This window comes from Streptomyces sp. RKAG337 (assembly GCF_023701715.1).
Lineage (GTDB): Bacteria > Actinomycetota > Actinomycetes > Streptomycetales > Streptomycetaceae > Actinacidiphila.
This window is the reverse complement of record NZ_JAJOZA010000001.1, coordinates 1414302-1429920: the sequence shown is the minus strand read 5'-3', so window position 1 is coordinate 1429920 and position 15619 is coordinate 1414302. Positions and strand designations below refer to the sequence as shown.

16 protein-coding genes are annotated in these 15619 nt (G+C 70.1%); 9 read left to right on the top strand and 7 right to left on the bottom strand.

The features are described 5' to 3' along the window. Positions 1 to 2 precede the first annotated feature (2 nt). The gene (locus LNW73_RS06310; RefSeq protein WP_250989253.1) at positions 3 to 824 is read right to left on the bottom strand and encodes a TIM barrel protein; all 822 of its coding nucleotides are present in this window, start codon (positions 822 to 824) and stop codon (positions 3 to 5) included. Positions 825 to 946: 122 nt separating this feature from the next. Between LNW73_RS06310 and LNW73_RS06305 the strand changes: the two genes are divergently transcribed. The 9 genes from LNW73_RS06305 (at position 947) to LNW73_RS06265 (ending at position 8158) form a co-directional block, all read left to right on the top strand. Next, complete coding sequence (locus tag LNW73_RS06305; protein ID WP_138357452.1) at positions 947 to 1198, top strand: hypothetical protein; 252 nt, start codon at positions 947 to 949, stop codon at positions 1196 to 1198. Between the two features lie 53 nt (positions 1199 to 1251). Then, the gene (locus LNW73_RS06300; RefSeq protein ID WP_250992822.1) at positions 1252 to 1572 is read left to right on the top strand and encodes a helix-turn-helix domain-containing protein; all 321 of its coding nucleotides are present in this window, start codon (positions 1252 to 1254) and stop codon (positions 1570 to 1572) included. A 100-nt stretch (positions 1573 to 1672) separates the two neighbouring features. Continuing rightward, on the top strand, positions 1673 to 2179 hold the full coding sequence (gene uraD, locus LNW73_RS06295) for a 2-oxo-4-hydroxy-4-carboxy-5-ureidoimidazoline decarboxylase (protein ID WP_250978303.1): 507 nt from the start codon (positions 1673 to 1675) through the stop codon (positions 2177 to 2179). Next, positions 2176 to 2562 carry a hydroxyisourate hydrolase gene (uraH, locus tag LNW73_RS06290; protein WP_250989252.1) on the top strand — a complete coding sequence of 129 codons (387 nt, stop codon included), beginning with the start codon at positions 2176 to 2178 and terminating at the stop codon, positions 2560 to 2562. Before uraD ends, uraH begins: the two co-directional genes overlap by 4 nt. A gap of 7 nt (positions 2563 to 2569) precedes the next feature. After that, on the top strand, positions 2570 to 3493 hold the full coding sequence (gene pucL / locus LNW73_RS06285) for a factor-independent urate hydroxylase (RefSeq protein WP_250978305.1): 924 nt from the start codon (positions 2570 to 2572) through the stop codon (positions 3491 to 3493). A gap of 169 nt (positions 3494 to 3662) precedes the next feature. Then, entirely contained in the window at positions 3663 to 5036 is a 1374-nt protein-coding gene (locus LNW73_RS06280) for an 8-oxoguanine deaminase (protein WP_250978306.1), read from the top strand. A 258-nt stretch (positions 5037 to 5294) separates the two neighbouring features. Continuing rightward, positions 5295 to 6719 (top strand): nucleobase:cation symporter-2 family protein, encoded by a 1425-nt coding sequence (locus tag LNW73_RS06275; protein ID WP_250989251.1) that lies wholly within the window; start codon positions 5295 to 5297, stop codon positions 6717 to 6719. 90 nt (positions 6720 to 6809) lie between these two features. Then, positions 6810 to 7442, top strand: coding sequence for a TMEM175 family protein (locus LNW73_RS06270; RefSeq protein ID WP_250989250.1), 633 nt, complete (start codon positions 6810 to 6812; stop codon positions 7440 to 7442). A gap of 161 nt (positions 7443 to 7603) precedes the next feature. Then, positions 7604 to 8158 carry a potassium channel family protein gene (locus tag LNW73_RS06265; protein WP_250989249.1) on the top strand — a complete coding sequence of 185 codons (555 nt, stop codon included), beginning with the start codon at positions 7604 to 7606 and terminating at the stop codon, positions 8156 to 8158. Between the two features lie 83 nt (positions 8159 to 8241). Here LNW73_RS06265 and LNW73_RS06260 read toward each other — a convergent pair whose 3' ends face one another. The 6 genes from LNW73_RS06260 to LNW73_RS06235 all read right to left on the bottom strand — a co-directional run bounded on the left by LNW73_RS06260 (position 8242) and on the right by LNW73_RS06235 (position 15462). Then, positions 8242 to 8820, bottom strand: a complete 579-nt coding sequence (locus LNW73_RS06260) for a hypothetical protein (protein WP_250989248.1) — start codon at positions 8818 to 8820, stop codon at positions 8242 to 8244. Positions 8821 to 9007: 187 nt separating this feature from the next. Beyond that, entirely contained in the window at positions 9008 to 10504 is a 1497-nt protein-coding gene (locus tag LNW73_RS06255; protein WP_250989247.1) for a peptide MFS transporter, read from the bottom strand. A gap of 106 nt (positions 10505 to 10610) precedes the next feature. Then, positions 10611 to 11426 (bottom strand): GNAT family N-acetyltransferase, encoded by an 816-nt coding sequence (locus LNW73_RS06250; protein ID WP_250989246.1) that lies wholly within the window; start codon positions 11424 to 11426, stop codon positions 10611 to 10613. 2 nt (positions 11427 to 11428) lie between these two features. Further along, positions 11429 to 11917 (bottom strand): GNAT family N-acetyltransferase, encoded by a 489-nt coding sequence (locus LNW73_RS06245; RefSeq protein ID WP_250989245.1) that lies wholly within the window; start codon positions 11915 to 11917, stop codon positions 11429 to 11431. A 96-nt stretch (positions 11918 to 12013) separates the two neighbouring features. After that, on the bottom strand, positions 12014 to 14005 hold the full coding sequence (locus LNW73_RS06240) for a phosphocholine-specific phospholipase C (RefSeq protein ID WP_250989244.1): 1992 nt from the start codon (positions 14003 to 14005) through the stop codon (positions 12014 to 12016). After that, entirely contained in the window at positions 14002 to 15462 is a 1461-nt protein-coding gene (locus tag LNW73_RS06235; protein ID WP_250989243.1) for a hypothetical protein, read from the bottom strand. Before LNW73_RS06235 ends, LNW73_RS06240 begins: the two co-directional genes overlap by 4 nt. Positions 15463 to 15619 lie beyond the last annotated feature (157 nt).

Genomic DNA, 15619 nt, shown 5'->3' with positions numbered 1-15619 from the left:
GATCAGTGGGCGGAGAGCCACTGGAAGTTGTCGGCACTCGGGCCGAGGGGCTTGTACTCGAGGCCGATCCAGCCGTCGTAGCCGGCCTTCTGGAGGCGGCCCACGAGGTCGTCCAGCGGCAGCGTGCCGGTGCCCGGAGCGTTGCGGCCCGGGTTGTCGGCGATCTGCACATGGCCGGTCCTGTCGGCGTAGCGGTCGATGACCTCGTTGAGGTCCTCGCCGTTCATCGACAGGTGGTACAGGTCCATCAGGAACTTGGCGTTGCCGAGTCCGGTGGCCGCGTTGACCTGGTCGACGACCTCGATCGCCCGCGGTGCGCTGACGATCGGGCACAGCGGCGACTCGGGCTTGTTGAGTGCCTCCACGAGGAGGATCGCGCCGACCCGGTCGGCGGCACGGGCCGCCAGCACCAGGTTCTCCAGGGCCAGGGCGTCCTGGACCTCGGGGTCGACGCCCTCGACCCGGTTACCGTAGAGCGCGTTGAGCGCCTTGCACCCGAGCGACCGGGCGAATTCCGCGGCGACCTCGATGTTCGCGCGGAAGCGGTCCGACTCCTCGCCGGGGATCGACAGCGCGCCCCGGTCGGGGCCCGGCAGCTGCCCGGCGTAGAAGTTCAGGCCCACCAGCTGGGTGCCGGCGTCGTTCAGCGCGTCGCGCAGTGCGTCGAGTTCGGCCTGGGCGGGGGTGGGTGTTTCGATCCAGGGCCACCACAGCTCGACCGCCGAGAAGCCGGCCGCGGCGGCTGCCGCGGGACGCTCCAGGAGCGGGAGTTCCGTGAAGAGGATCGAGAGGTTCACATCGAAGCGCGCTTCGGAGAGGCTCACTAGCGTTGCGCTCCTTCCGTATTGCGGAAGTTAGTTTCTGCTTAACGGAAGACTGAACGAACCGGACGCCGGCTGTCAAGTGCGGATGTCGCCACATGAGGCCGACCGGTTAGGTTGGGCCCGTGAAACTGAGGCTGGAATTCACGACGGAACCGTTCGACCTGGACGAGGCTCCCGGCCATGCGCTGGTCGCCCGCGAGGTCGTCGAGACGGCGGACCTGGACGCGGTGGACGTCGGACCGTTCGGCAACACCGCCGAGGGCTCTCCCGAGGCGGTGGTGGCCGCGGTGGCCGAACTGCTCCGGCGCACCCTCGCCGCGGGCGCCACCCGGGTCTCGCTTCAGGTGAACGTCATCGGGGAGGGCGATCAGTGACCGGGACCGGGGGGCACCCGTTCGCCGAGGCGGTCAAGCCGCTGGTGGACGCGATGGGGGCCGAGATGGTCGCGCCGGATCAGGCGCGAGGCGATGATGTGGTGCTCAGCTGGGAGGGCGAGGAGGTGCTCGCCGTCCGGTTGCCCCATCTGGCCGATTCGCTCGATCACATCCTGGCCGACCTCCAGCGCCGGCACGGAACGCTGTCCGAGCTGGACCGGAAGGACAAGCAGAGCGTCGTCCGGATCCTGGAGGAGCGCGGCGCGTTTTCCGTGCGGCACGGGGTCGAAACGGTCGCTTCCGCGCTGGGCGTGAGCCGCTTCACCGTCTACAACTACCTGAACAGGGAGAACGCGGCGAAGGCCGCCGAGTGATCGCTGAGCGACCGCTGCCGTAACTTCCCGGCCACCTTTGTTACGGGAAGTTTTCAACAAAGTGTTGACGTGGCCGGATCCCGGCTCGTAGCTTGCGGCTGTGACTTCCAGCGCTTCGCCGGGCCTCGCCCGGCTCAACTCAGCCACCGCGTCCGACGCGGCCGGACTGCTGCACGAGGTGTGCGCCAGCCGGTCGTGGGGCGCGGCGGTGATCGCCGGCCGGCCGTACCAGGACCTCGACGCACTCTTCGTGGCGAGCGACGCGGCCATGGCCGGACTGACCGCCGACGACCTCGCTGAGGCGATGGCCGGACACCCGCCGATCGGCCGCCCCAAGCCGGGCGACCCGACCTCCGAGCGGGAGCAGGCCGGCGTCCAGGAATCGGTGCGCGAAGAGCTCCTGGAGCTGAACCTCGCGTACCAGGACGCCCACGGACATGTCTTCCTGATCTGCGCCACCGGACGCACCGGTGACCAGATGCTGGCCGCCCTCAAGGAGCGGATCGGCAACGACACGGACACCGAACGTGAGATCGTCCGCGCCGAACTGGGAAAGATCAACCGTATCCGGCTGACCCGACTCGCAGCAGAAGGAGACCCGTCATGACGGAGACCTCCGTGTCCACGCACATCCTGGACACCAGCATCGGCCGCCCCGCCGAGGGCGTCCCCGTGGAACTGTCGGTGCGCAACGGCATCGACGCCCTCTGGGCGCCGCACGGCGTGTCCAAGACGGACGCCGACGGCCGCTGCAAGGATCTGCCGGCCCTGCCGGAAGGCACCACACACGTACGGCTCGACTTCGCGGTCGAGCAGTACTTCACCACCCAAAAGATCTCAGCCGAGGCACAGCAGGACGCCCCCCGCGTAAGGGACAGCGGCGCTTTCTTCCCGGAGGTGGCGATCACTTTCGCCGTCCAGCCGGGTGAGCACTACCACGTACCGCTGCTGCTCAACCCGTTCGGCTACTCCGTATACCGAGGGAGCTAGCACCGTCATGCCCACGATTCTCGGCCAGAACCAGTACGGCAAAGCGGAAAACCGCGTCGTCAAGATCACGCGGGACGGCGACACCCACCACATCAAGGACCTCAACGTCTCGGTCGCCCTCTCCGGCGACATGGACGATGTGCACTACTCCGGCAGCAACGCCAACGTGCTGCCGACCGACACGACCAAGAACACCGTGTACGCCTTCGCGAAGGAGTACGGGATCGAGTCGGCCGAGCAGTTCGGCATCCACCTGGCCCGGCACTTCGTGACCAGCCAGGAGCCGATCCAGATCGCCCGGATCCGGATCGAGGAGTACAGCTGGGAGCGCATCGCGTCCTCCGACGGCAACTCCCGCTTCATCGGTGCCGACGAGGTCAACCACTCCTTCGCGCGCACCAACCAGGAGCTCCGCACCACCCAGATCACCTACGACGGTGAGAAGTGGGAGGTCATCTCCGGCCTGAAGGACCTCAAGGTCATGAACTCCACCAACTCGGAGTTCTGGGGGTTCGTCAAGGACAAGTACACGACCCTCAAGGAAGCGTACGACCGCATCCTGTGCACCGAGGTGTCGGCGAAGTGGCGCTACAACTGGACCAGCGACGACGAGCGCATGCCCAACTGGGAGAAGTCCTACGAGCAGGCGCGCAAGCACATGCTCCAGGCGTTCGCCGAGACCTACAGCCTCTCGCTGCAGCAGACGCTCTACCAGATGGGCGCGCGCATCATCAACAGCCGTTCGGAGATCGACGAGATCCGCTTCTCGCTCCCGAACAGCCACCACTTCCTGGTGGACCTCGAACCGTTCGGCCTGAAGAACGACAACGAGGTGTACTTCGCCGCCGACCGGCCCTACGGCCTGATCGAGGGCACCGTCCTCCGCGACGGTGTCGAGGCCCGCATCCCGGTGGATCTCACCAACCTGTAGTACTTCTGCCTTGTCCCCCGACGCGCGCGCCGGCGTCACGGTCCCCGCACTCCGGTGCGGGTACCAGGGGGAGAGCGGGGGCATCTGCGCAAGGAAGCACTGCGGACCCGGTCGTCACCCCGCTCGACCCCCGGGTTCGTCCATCGAGAAGGAAGCACGAGGAACTGCCATGGCAGCACCGCGCATCGTCATCGAGAACTGCGCTATCGCCACCGTGGACGCGAACGACACCGAGTACGCCTCGGGTTACGTCGTCATCGCGGGCAACCGCATCGAGTCGGTAGGCGCCGGCGCTGCCCCCCAGGGACTGGAGAACGTCGTCCGCCGTGTCGACGGCACCGGCCATCTGGTCACCCCGGGCCTGGTCAACACCCACCACCACTTCTACCAGTGGCTCACCCGGGGTCTCGCCCAGGACAGCAACCTCTTCAACTGGCTCGTCGAGCTGTACCCGACCTGGGCGCGGATCGACGAGGAGATGGTCTACGCGGCCGCCCAGGGCTCCCTGGCGATGATGGCCCGCGGCGGTGTGACCACCGCGATGGACCACCACTACGTCTTCCCCCAGGGCTCGGGCGACCTGCTGGGCGCCGAGATCCGTGCCGCCAAGGAGATGGGCGTCCGCTTCACCGCCGCCCGCGGCTCCATGGACCGCGGCAAGAAGGACGGCGGCCTGCCGCCGGACTTCGCGGTCGAGACCCTCGAAGGCGCGCTGGCCGCGACCGAAGAGGCCATCGACACCCACCACGACGCCTCGTTCGACTCGATGCTGCACATCGCCGTCGCACCGTGCTCCCCCTTCTCCGTCTCCACCGACCTGATGCGCGAGGGCGCGCTGCTCGCCCGCCGCAAGGGCGTCCGCCTGCACACGCACGGCTCGGAGACCGTCGAGGAGGAGAAGTTCTGCCACGAACTCTTCGGCATGGGCCCGACGGACTACTTCGAGTCCACCGGCTGGCTCGGCGACGACGTGTGGATGGCGCACTGCGTCCACATGAACGACTCCGACATCGCCGCATTCGCCCGCACGAAGACCGGCGTCGCGCACTGCCCCTCCTCCAACGCCCGCCTCGCGGCCGGTATCGCCCGCGTCCCGGACATGCTCGCCTCGGGCGTGCCGGTCGGCCTCGGCGTGGACGGCACCGCCTCCAACGAGTCCGGCGAACTGCACACCGAACTGCGCAACGCGCTCCTCATCAACCGCCTCGGCGGCGGTGAGAAGGCGCTCAACGCCCGCCAGGCGCTGCGCCTGGGCACCTACGGCGGTGCGCAGGTGCTCGGCCGCGCCGACCAGATCGGCTCCATCGAGGCCGGCAAGCTCGCCGACCTCGTGCTGTGGAAGCTCGACGGCATCGGCCACTCGTCCATCGCCGACCCGGTCGCCGCACTGGTGATGGGAGCGGCCGCCCCGGTCACCCTGTCGCTCATCAACGGCAAGCCGGTGGTGGAGAACAACCACCTCACCACGGTCGACGAGGACGCCATCGCGCGTCTCACCCGCGTCCAGGCCCAGCGCCTGGCCAAGATCGCCGGCCTGGTCTAGACCCCACCCAGAGCAACCGGTCAGGGAGGGACGGCCCCTGACCGGCCGCCGGTCCCGCGTTCGCGCGGATCCGGCAGCGCCGCCCCCGGCCCGTGGACCACGGTCGGTCCCGGATCCCCGGGGGCGGCGTTTTGTGTACCCGCACATATCCGCACCTTGACGAAGAACAGCCGCCCCCACCCCTCTGCTTGATGTTTGACCCGTACATGCACCTCCCTGAAATCCGCAGTGCGCTTCGCGTAACCGACAGGAGGAACCGTGGTCGCTCAATCCGTGGCATCGGATTCGGTACATCCCGTGGACCAGACCCTGCCCCCGGGCAAGCTCATCACCAGCGGCCTGCAGCACGTGGCCGCGATGTACGCGGGGGTGGTGGCGCCGCCCCTTGTCGTCGGCGCGGGGATAGGACTGTCCACCGCGGACATCACCTTCCTCATGGGGGCCAGCCTCTTCACGGCGGGCCTCGCCACCCTGCTGCAGACCCTCGGCATCTGGAAGATCGGCGCCCGGCTGCCCTTCGTCAACGGTGTCTCGTTCGCCGGAGTGGCCCCGATGCTCGCCATCGGCAAGTCGGCGGCGCCCGGCCACGCGCTGCCCGTCATCTACGGCGCGGTGATCGTCGCCGGGGTGCTGGGGTTCGTCCTCGCCCCCTACTTCTGCAAACTCGTCCGCTTCTTCCCGCCGGTCGTCACCGGCTCGGTGATCACCCTCATCGGGCTCTCCCTGCTGCCGGTCGCCATCAACTGGTCGCAGGGCGGCGTGCCCGGCGCACCCGGCTACGCGTCGGTGTCGAACATCGCGCTGGCCGGCGCGACGCTCGCGATCGTCCTGGTGCTGCGCCGGGTGCTCACCGGCTTCCTGCAGCAGATCGTCATCCTCATCGGCCTGGTGCTGGGCACCCTGCTCGCCATCCCGCTGGGCAAGTCGGACTTCAGCCCCATCAAGGACGCGGGCCTGATCGGCTTCCCCGACCCGTTCCACTTCGGAGCGCCCGAGTTCCAGATCGCGGCGATCATCTCGATGTGCGTGGTCATGCTGGTCTGCATGACGGAGTCGACCGCCGACATCCTGGCGCTCGGCAAGATCGTGGACAAGCCGGCCGACGAGAAGATGCTGGCCGCCGGCATCCGCGCCGACGCGCTCGGCTCCGCCCTCAGCCCGGTCTTCAACGGCTTCATGGCCAGCGCCTTCGCGCAGAACATCGGCCTCGTCGCGATCACCAAGGTCCGCAGCCGCTTCGTGGTCGCGGCGGCGGGCGGCATCCTCATCCTGCTCGGCCTGTGTCCCGCACTGGCCTCCGTGATCGCCCTCGTACCGCAGCCGGTGCTGGGCGGCGCCGGCATCGTGCTGTTCGGCTCGGTCGCGGCCAGCGGCATCAAGACCCTCACCGAGGCCGACCTCTCCGACGGCAACAACCTGCTCATCGTCGCCACCTCGGTCGGCGTCGGCGTCATCCCGGTCGTCTCGAACACCTTCTACGAGCACTTCAACGACCACCTGAAGATCATCCTCGACTCCGGCATCAGCACCGGATGCCTGGTCGCGGTCGTCCTCAACCTCGCCTTCAACCACCTGGGCCGAAAGCCCGGAGCGGAGGCCCCTGGCGAGGGCGGCGGCGACGGCGCCGACTCGGTCCCCGGAGATCAACAGGCCTCCACAGCACGGGCGTTGCCCGTCCACTGACGCTCTGCGCGAACGGAGGGGCAGCTCGATCACGGGCCGCCCCTCCGCGTGTCAGGATGTGCCGGTCACGGCACTCGGAGGGGGACGGCAATGAACGAGTCGGGTCGGGTCGAGGCGTTCAGCGACGGCGTGTTCGCCATCGCGATCACGCTCCTGGTCCTGGAGATCAAGGTCCCGCCGCACGCGGGGGACCACCTGTGGTCCGCACTCGGCGAGATGTGGCCGTCGTACGCCGCCTACGCGGTGACGTTCCTGGTCATCGGCATCATGTGGGTCAACCATCACACGATCTTTCAGTGCATAGCCCGGGTGGACCGCACGCTGCTGTTCCTCAACCTGATATTGCTGATGGGTGTCGCTGCGCTGCCGTGGCCCGCCGCGGTGGTGGCCGAATACCTTCGGGAGGGCGACGCGGCGCATGTCGCCCTCGCCGTCTACGGCTTCTTCCTGGTCTTCCACGCCCTGGTGTTCCAGGCCATGTGGTGGCACCTCACCCGCACGGGTCACCTCTTCGACGACCGGGTGGACGTCGAGGCGGCCCGTGCCACCCGGGGTCGGTTCGCCCTCGGCTCGGTCGTGTACCCCATCACGGTCGGTCTGGCCTTCGTGTCGGCCCCGCTGACGCTGGCGGTACACGGGTTGGTCGCGGTGTACTACGCGTTCAACCAGGTGCCCGTGCCGACCAAGGCGACGGACCTGCCGATTGAGCCTTCCGGGGCCTAGCTCCGGCGTTTCGCCCGGGGGCGGCCGGGCCGGGCCGATCCGGCCTGGAAGCCTCGTGTCCTGCCGGACGAGACGCCGGCCGACCAGGAGAGCGAGTCCGTGGTCAGGCACGTACCGCAGGGCAGCCATCGGCATCGTTCCCTGCCGTGGGAGGGGAATCCTTGGTAGGGAAGGGCGACCGCCGCCGTGTGCTGCTGGCCGTCCTGCGGTGTCTGGCCACCGCCGGCGTCCTGGTCACCGCCTACTACCTGCTGCCGTTGGCCTCGGCCTTCACCCCCGCCACGATCATCGCGCTCATCGGCGGCACGGTTGCGGTGGCACTCCTCCTGCTCTGGCAGGCTCGCGCGATCACGCGCTCCACGCAGCCCACGCTGCGGGCGGTCCAGGCACTGGCCACCACTCTCCCGCTCTTCCTGCTGCTGTGTGCCGTCGCCTACTACTTGCTGCAGCGCAGCGCGCCGGAGAGTTTTGACCAGCCGCTGTCGCGGACCGACACCTTGTACTTCACGATGACCGTGTTCAGCACGGTCGGTTTCGGAGACATCAGCCCGCACAGCCAACTGGCCCGGCTGCTGACCACGGGACAGATGACGATCGATCTCCTGCTGATCGGCCTGGCGGCCAAGGTGCTGGCGGGCGCGGTGCAGGAGGGCTTGCGGCGGCAATCCCACGCGCCGACCAACAGCGAGAACGGCAGGCCGCCTACCGCACCGTGACCCACCACCGGCATTCCCCGACCCGCCGGCACCACGAAGAACGCGGTCTCGAACAGCTCGACCGGTCTGTGCGACGCGGCAGGCTATCGGTCCGCGCCGGAAGACTCACCCAGAGCGGCGCGCACCCAGTCGTGGGCGCTACCGGGATCGAGGGCGGCGAGGAAATCTGTGAGCGAGCCGTCCCAGCTGCGCCTTGCGCGGTCGGCTGCTGCTGCGACGACCATCTGCCGCGTGTCCGGATCCGTGCAGCGAACCAGTGCGACAGCGGCACGCGGGCCGACTTCCGCGAGGATCTCCTGGGCCCGTTGCTCGGCTGACGCGATGTGCCCTTGACGCACGTGAGCGGCGTGCACCTCGCCCTTCGCTCCTTGCAGCATCGAGCGCAGCCCCATGAGCCCGACTGTCCACGCGAGGGAGACCCCGATCACCGCGCTCGCCAAACCACTGGCGGTCAGCACCCGGGACTGTGCCAGCTTCAGCGACCCATCGGCGTTACTCGTGACCACGACAGCAGTCGTCCCGCCCTTGCGGGCCTTCCGACGAAATTCCCGCCCGAGCGATGCCAGCATGCGTTCCGCGCTGCGGCGGTCGTCGAAACTGGCTATGACCACCGATTCCTGCGCGGGTTCCGCGACCGGGTCCGGGTCCGGAACGGACGTCATGTGCGTATCCCTCCCGGCTGAGCGGCCGGATCAAGACCTGACCACCGGGCACGACCAGGCCTGATCGGATGGGTGCCTACCTCTCCATAGCAACATGTATCGAGCGATGGTGCAGCCCCAAAGTGCGGCAACCACGTCGAAGGCGGCTCCGGCGGGGACCAGCGGGTGAGCCGGTCCCGGCCGGCCGTCACACCCCCAGGCGGGCGCGCAGCCGGCGGCTGCCGAGGATGAGCGCGGCGCCGGCGAGCAGCGCCGGGATGCCCAGCGCCAGGTAGTAACCGGCGCCCGGAGTACTGGTCTTGGACAGCTGCACGGCGTGCCCGCCGACGCCCGCGCCGAGGGCCGCCGCGAGCCAGAAGAGGCCGATCATCTGGCTGACGAAGGTCCTGGGCGCCACTTCGGTGGTGACGCTCATGCCCACCGGGGCGAGCGCCACCTCGCCGCACGCCTGGAGGGCGTACGCCGCGATCAGCCACAGCGGCGACACCAGATGGCCGTCGGAGCCGACCACCGTCGCCAGCGCCATCAGCAGCAGGCTCAGGCCCATCAGCCCCAGCCCGATGCCGAACTTGGCGGGCGCGCCGAGCCGGTCGCCCAGCCGGACCCACAGCCAGGCGGAGACCGGTGCGGCGGCGAGGATGAACAGCGGCACCACCGCCTGGAACCAGCTGGCCGGCACGGTGAAGCCGCCGATCGTCCGGTCCGTGCCGACCTTCGCGAACAGGCTGAGCACGGTGCCGCCCTGGATGTAGAGCATCCAGAAGAACGCGGCCGACAGGAACAGCCAGATGTAGGACCGGATCCGCTCCCGCTCGGCCGCGGTCACCACCGGATCGCGCAGCAGCCGGCGGAAGCAGACCACCGGCAGGACGATGGACAACAGCCCGCCCAGCGCCAGCACATGGCGCAGATCGAAGGTGCCGGCGGCGGCGTCCGCGCCGTACAGCACGGTCAGCACCGTCACGGCGGCGGCGGTGCGCCGCTTCACCCGGCGCCACTCCTCCGCACTCGCGGGCCTTTCCGGTCGCTGTCCGATCTCCCCGAAGTACTTGGTGCCGCGCAGGAACTGGGCCAGCCCGAGGATCATCCCGACGGCGGCGGCGCCGAAGCCCAGGTGCCAGTCGACGGACTCACCGAGGGCGCCGCACACGATGGGCGCGGCGACCGCGCTGACCTGGATGCTCATGTAGAAGATCGCGAATCCGGCATCCCGTTCGGCCCGCGAGTCCCGGGCGTAGCAGGCGGCCAGCACCGTCGCCAGGTTCGGCTTGAGCAGCCCGGTGCCGGCGGCGATGAGAGCCAGGCCGACGTAGACGGACGGCACCGCCGGCAGCGCCATCGAGCAGTGGCCGAGGGCGATGAGGACGCCGCCGTAGAGCGTGGCCCGGCGCGCGCCGAGGATCCGGTCGCCGAGCCAGCCGCCGGGGACCGAGGCGAGGAAGACCGACGCCAGATAGACGCCGAACAGCGCGGTGGCGGTGTCCTCGGACAGGCCGAGGCCGCCTTCGGCCTTGGTGGCCGAGGCGTAGAGGAAGAGGATCGCGGCCATCCCGTAGAAGCTGAAGCGCTCCCACATGTCCAGGCCGAAGAGCGTGGTGAACCAGCGGGGACGGCCCAGGAAAGTGCCGCCGAGGGGCCCGGCGGTCTCCTCTCCCGCAGTGGCCGTCGTGGTGGGAGCCGCCATGGGACCTCCTCCGGGGCAGGGCCGGGCGGGGGCGCGGCCAGTGTGTCCGGTGAGGTTGCCAGGGCGCGATCGGGGACGGCTCAAGAACGTTTCGGCCGTCCGGGATTCAGCCGGCGGGACGCTCCCGCTGGTCGGCGGCGGGCTTCCAGACGTACGGCGTCGTGGTGGTGACCGGCAGCAGGCCCAGCCGGGCCAGGATCGGGCGGCTGTCGTCGGTCGCGTCGACCTGGAGGTAGCGCACACCCCGGGCCACGGCGAGTCGGGCGCGGTGGGCGACGAGGGCGCGGTAGATGCCCCGGCCGCGCCAGGCGGCGAGGGTGGAGCCGCCCCACAGCGACGCGAACTCCGTACCGGGGTGCAGCCGCATCCAGGCGGCGGAGACGACCTCGTCCGCCGCCTCGGCGACCACCACGACACACGGGTCGCCCTCGCCGTTCAACTCCCGCTCCAGGACGTCCGGCAGCCAGCTGTGGTCGTAGCCCCAGACCGCTTCCTCCATGACCCGCATCCGCTCCAGATCCGCGCGGGAGGTGATCTCGCGCAGCGTCACGCCCTGCGGCGGCACCGGCTCTGCGGCCAGCTGGGCGGCCTCGCCCACCAGCACCGTCTCCCGTTCCCCGGCGGTGAACCCGGCCGCCGTCAGGCGCTCCGGGAGATCGGCGGGCAGGTCGTGGCCGTGGTACTTCCACTCCACTTCCTCGCCCAGCGCCGCGAAGTGGTCGCGCTGCGCGGCGATGAACGTGTCGAGCTCGCCGCCCTCCAGCCCGCCGAGGTCGCGGTAGGTGATGAGCCCGCCGTGCCCCGCCAGGAGCTGCCGGACCACGGGGCCGGACCGTTCCGCCGCCTCGCGCGCCACTCCGCGTGCCCGGAGCTGCTCGTTGTAGGTGTCGCGGTACGCGATGGCGCGTTCGTCGATCGTCATGGTCACAACCCCCGGTACATGATGTGGAGTCCGACATAGCCCTCGTCCGGATGCAGGAAGCCCTCCGGGACGGTGCCCAGCACCTCGAAGCCGAGCGACTCGTACAGCCCCACGGCCCGGACGTTCGACGCGACGACCGCGTTGAACTGCATCCCGCGGTACCCTGCGGCACGCGCCCAGCGGAGCGCCTCCTCGGCCAGCGCCCGGCCGGTGCCGTGCCCGGTGTGTTCGGGGGCGACCATGAAGCTCGCGCTGGAGATGTGGGCGGAGCCGCCCATGTGGTTGCGGTTCATCTTCGCCGTCCCGAGCACCGTCCCGTCCTCGCTGACGGCGACCACCGTGCGCGAGGGTGGCTGGAGCAGCCACATGTCGCGGGCGGTGGCCTCGTCCAGATCGCGGGGATAGGTGAAGGTGTCACCCCGGGCCACGATGGTCTGCAGGAACGGCCAGATCGCGGGCCAGTCGTCAGGAGTCACATCTCGGATGAGCATGACGGACATCATGCGACGGAAGGCGGCCGAAACGCCACTCGGTTTCGGCCGCCCCGTCGTCCCCTCCTGATGTCGCCCCGGCTGTCGCTTCCGAGGTCAGACGGGGTGCACCGTCCCCGCGTAACGCTGCGCGAAGCGGGTGCCGGTGCCTGCCGTGGCGGTGATGTCGTAGCGGCCGCCGCTGGTGGGCCAGAGGATCTCACCGCAGTGGCCCGGGTCCACCCAGGCGGTCCTGGCGGCGCCGCCGAAGTCGTTCGGGGCGACGGTGAACAGGACGGGCGCCTTGCCGGCGTTGGAGAGTTTCAGTGCGACGGAGGTCCCGCGCAGCGTGGCGCGTACGGCCGGGACCGCCACGTCGTCCTGGCCGGCCGGGACGACGGTGCCCGCGAAGCGGCGGACGAATCCGTCGGCGCCGTGCACGGTGAAGTCGTAGCGGCCGTCGGTCTGCGACGCGTCCCAGGTGTACGTGGCGGTGGCACCGGGCGCGACGGTGAACGGGGTACCGGAGAACGCCAGCTCGATGTTGGGGTAGACCGTGTAGTGGAAGCCCGTGGTGCCGGTGTTGGACAGGGTGCAGACGACCTTGCCGGTGGCGCGGTCGACCGTGGCGTCCGCCCAGGGGCGGTAGGGCAGCGGCCGGTGCGGGCGGGTGCCCGGTTCCTGGGACGGCATGCTCTGCGCGCCGGTGGCCGGCAGTCTCACCGCGGGCAGCGACTTGTTGGCGTCCGCCTTGGCCATCAGCGCGACGGTGTCCGGCAGCGCCGGTATCGAGTAGTCCGGGTGGGCGAAGTCGAAGCAGCTCGTCAGATCGCCGCAGACCGAGCGCCGCCAGGCGGAGATGTTCGGCTCCTGGACGCCGGTGACGACCTCGAGGAACCGCAGCACGGACGTGTGGTCGAAGACCTGCGAGTTGACGTAACCGCCGCGCGACCAGGGCGAGGCCGCCCACAGCGGCACCCGGTTGCCGAGGCCGATCGGGCGCCCCTGGGCGAACTCCTCGGCCGTGCCGGGCTCCGGGGTCGGCGGGACGACGTGGTCGAAGTAGCCGTCGTTCTCGTCGTACATCACGAGGAAGACGGTGTTCTTCCACACCGCGGGATTCGACATCAGCGACTGCAGCGCCGTGTTGACGTAGTGCGCGCCGTAGTCGGGGCTGGCGTCCGGGTGTTCGCAGAACAGGTAGGGCGCGACGAGCCAGGAGACGGTCGGCAGGGAGCCGTCCTTGCAGTGCTGGTCGAAGGCGGTCAGGTCCCACTTGGTCATGGCGTTGATGTAACGGGGGTCGTCCGCCGCGAACTTGTGGAACTGCGAGAAGTAGGCGAGCGCGTTGTCGTCGTAGTCGCCGTACCGCTCGTCGAGGCTCGGGTTGTGGTAGACGCGCCAGCTCACCGCGTGCGCGGAGAGCCGCTCGGCGTACGTCGTCCAGTCCGCGACCGGGTTCTCTGGCAGCGGGGTGTTGTCGATCCACGGGCCGGTGGTGCCGTCCTTGCCCGGGCCCGCCGTACCCGACCACAGGTAGAGGCGGTTGGGGTCGGTGGGCCCGGCCATGGAACAGAAGTACGCGTCGCAGAGGGTGAACGCGTCGGCGAGCGCGTACTGGTAGGGGAGGTCCTGGCGGGTGAAGTACCCCATTGAGCGCTCGCCCTTGGCGGCGACCCACTTGTTCATGGCGCCGGCGTTGATGGCCTGGTGGCTGGTGCTCCAGTCGTGTGCGAGACCGCCCGCGTTCTGGGCGTTGTACTTGGTGCTGTCCATCCGGAAGGGCAGCATCACGTTGCCGTCGGTGCGGCCCGGGTCCGGCTGGCGGAAGACGGAGTCGCCGCCCGGGAAGAGCAGCCCCTGCTTGTCGTCGAAGCCGCGCACTCCCTTCATCGCGCCGAAGTAGTGGTCGAAGCTGCGGTTCTCCTGCATGAGGATCACCACGTGTTTCACATCGGCCGGAGTGCCGGTGGCCGCGGCTCCGGCGGTACCGGTCACGGGCGCCGCGGCGGCGGCCGTCCCGGTGGCGCCGGGCAGCCCGACGGTGGCGGCGGCAGCGCCCGCGGCGGCGGTGGCTCCGACGAAGGAGCGGCGGCTCAGCGGGGTCATCGGTGTGCTCCCGGGGTCGGGGTGGCCAGGGTGAAGGTGGCGACGGCGGCGGCGCAGTCGGACGGCCAGCCGTTGGCGGCGGTGCCGGGTGCGGGCTGCGGCCAGCCGGTGACCAGGGTGTGTGCCTCGACGAGGGTCAGCGGGCCGGCGAACTGGACCTGGTCGATACGGTCCTGCGGCTCCTGGCCGCTGCCGCGCACCTTGCGCACCGGCGACCATGTGTTGCCGGGCGACGCCAGCGGATCGGGGTGCGCGGAGCGGAAGGCGTCGGTGAGGCCGGCCTTCTTGAGGGCCACGGTGACCGGCCAGTTGACCGGCCCCACTCCGCTGTGCGCCGCGCGGGTGGCGGCCGTCCAGTCCAGGTGCGAGGGCGAGGCGAGCCCCGCCGCCAGCACCACCGGGGTTCCGGAGGCCAGATCGGCCTTCATCGCGGCGGCCAGCGCCTGCGCCTGCTGGAAACGGACGCTCGTCTGTTCCGCGGCTTCGATCTGCGCGGCGGTCCTGCCGTCCTGCGCCGCGTAGGGGCCGTAGCCGTTCTCGTCGAGCTGCGCGGCCCACAGCCGTACGGTGCGGCCCGCGGCGAGTTGTATGGACATGCCGGCGGCCGGGAGGGCGGTGGTGGGAGCCGTCACGGTGCCCAGTGGGTAGCGGCTGACGACGCCGAGGCTGCCGGGGGACTGGTACGAGAACCAGCCCAGCGCGTCCGCGAGCGCCTTGGCGGCGGTGCCGCCGGTCTCCTGCAGGGCCACGACGTCCAGGCCCTGGGTGAGAACGGTGCGCAGCTGCTTCTCCAGCGCTCCGTCGATGTGTGTGCCCGCGTCCCACAGGTTCCAGGACGCCACCTTCAGCCGCTGGGCGGCCGCGGCGGCGCGCACCGGGACCTGCACGGTGAGGGTGTCGGAGCCGCCCGCGCTGTCCTTGACGGCGACGGTCAGCACGCCGGGCCGCGCGGGCGAGGTGGCCGGCGCGGTGCCGGTGACGACACCGGCGGCGCTGACGGACAGCCAGGAGTCCCCGCCCGTCCGGCTGAAGGCGGCGCTGCCGGCGGGGGTGCCCGCCGGCCGTGTCCACAGTCCTGCGAGCTGGACGGAGACGGCGCCGCCCGCGGTGACCGGCCCGGTGGTGAGCCCGTCGACGACGGCGTGCGGGCGCGGGGCGGCCGGCTTGGGGCGGAAGGAGAAGGCGGGGGTCTGCGCCAGGATGCCGTAGCCGTCCTTGGCCAGCAGATACGCGGTGTAGGGGCCGCCGGTCAGGGTCGAGGTGTCGAGCACGACATCACCGGAAGCATCGGGTGTGTACTTCCACACGATCGAGGAGCCGGTGCCGGGCTGACGGGCGCCGTCGTAGACGCCGACCCAGTTCTTGGCGTCCGGCGTGTCGGTGGCCCAGTGGAAGGTGAGGCGGTCGCCCTCGAAGGGGGCGGCGGGGGAAGTGAGGGCGAGAGTACTGGGTGGCACGGGGGAGGTTCCTCTCCGCCCGGGGGCACGCCAGCCTCACGGGCCGACCGGGCTGCACAAGTTGGCTGAACAACTTGAGCTATTCAGTCGGCCCGCGGCACACGCGTCAAGAACTCCGGATGTCCGGGGAAGGACGTCCCGCAGAACTCACGCCGTG

Bases quoted from the DNA above. Each gene is read 5' to 3' on its own strand.
- LNW73_RS06300 (WP_250992822.1), top strand. From the start codon at position 1,252: ATGGGGGCCGAGATGGTCGCGCCGGATCAGGCGCGAGGCGATGATGTG.
- uraH (WP_250989252.1), top strand. From the start codon at position 2,176: ATGACGGAGACCTCCGTGTCCACGCACATCCTGGACACCAGCATCGGC.
- pucL (WP_250978305.1), top strand. From the start codon at position 2,570: ATGCCCACGATTCTCGGCCAGAACCAGTACGGCAAAGCGGAAAACCGC.
- LNW73_RS06280 (WP_250978306.1), top strand. From the start codon at position 3,663: ATGGCAGCACCGCGCATCGTCATCGAGAACTGCGCTATCGCCACCGTG.
- LNW73_RS06270 (WP_250989250.1), top strand. From the start codon at position 6,810: ATGAACGAGTCGGGTCGGGTCGAGGCGTTCAGCGACGGCGTGTTCGCC.
- LNW73_RS06260 (WP_250989248.1), bottom strand. From the start codon at position 8,820: ATGACGTCCGTTCCGGACCCGGACCCGGTCGCGGAACCCGCGCAGGAA.
- LNW73_RS06255 (WP_250989247.1), bottom strand. From the start codon at position 10,504: ATGGCGGCTCCCACCACGACGGCCACTGCGGGAGAGGAGACCGCCGGG.
- LNW73_RS06250 (WP_250989246.1), bottom strand. From the start codon at position 11,426: ATGACGATCGACGAACGCGCCATCGCGTACCGCGACACCTACAACGAG.
- LNW73_RS06245 (WP_250989245.1), bottom strand. From the start codon at position 11,917: ATGCTCATCCGAGATGTGACTCCTGACGACTGGCCCGCGATCTGGCCG.
- LNW73_RS06240 (WP_250989244.1), bottom strand. From the start codon at position 14,005: ATGACCCCGCTGAGCCGCCGCTCCTTCGTCGGAGCCACCGCCGCCGCG.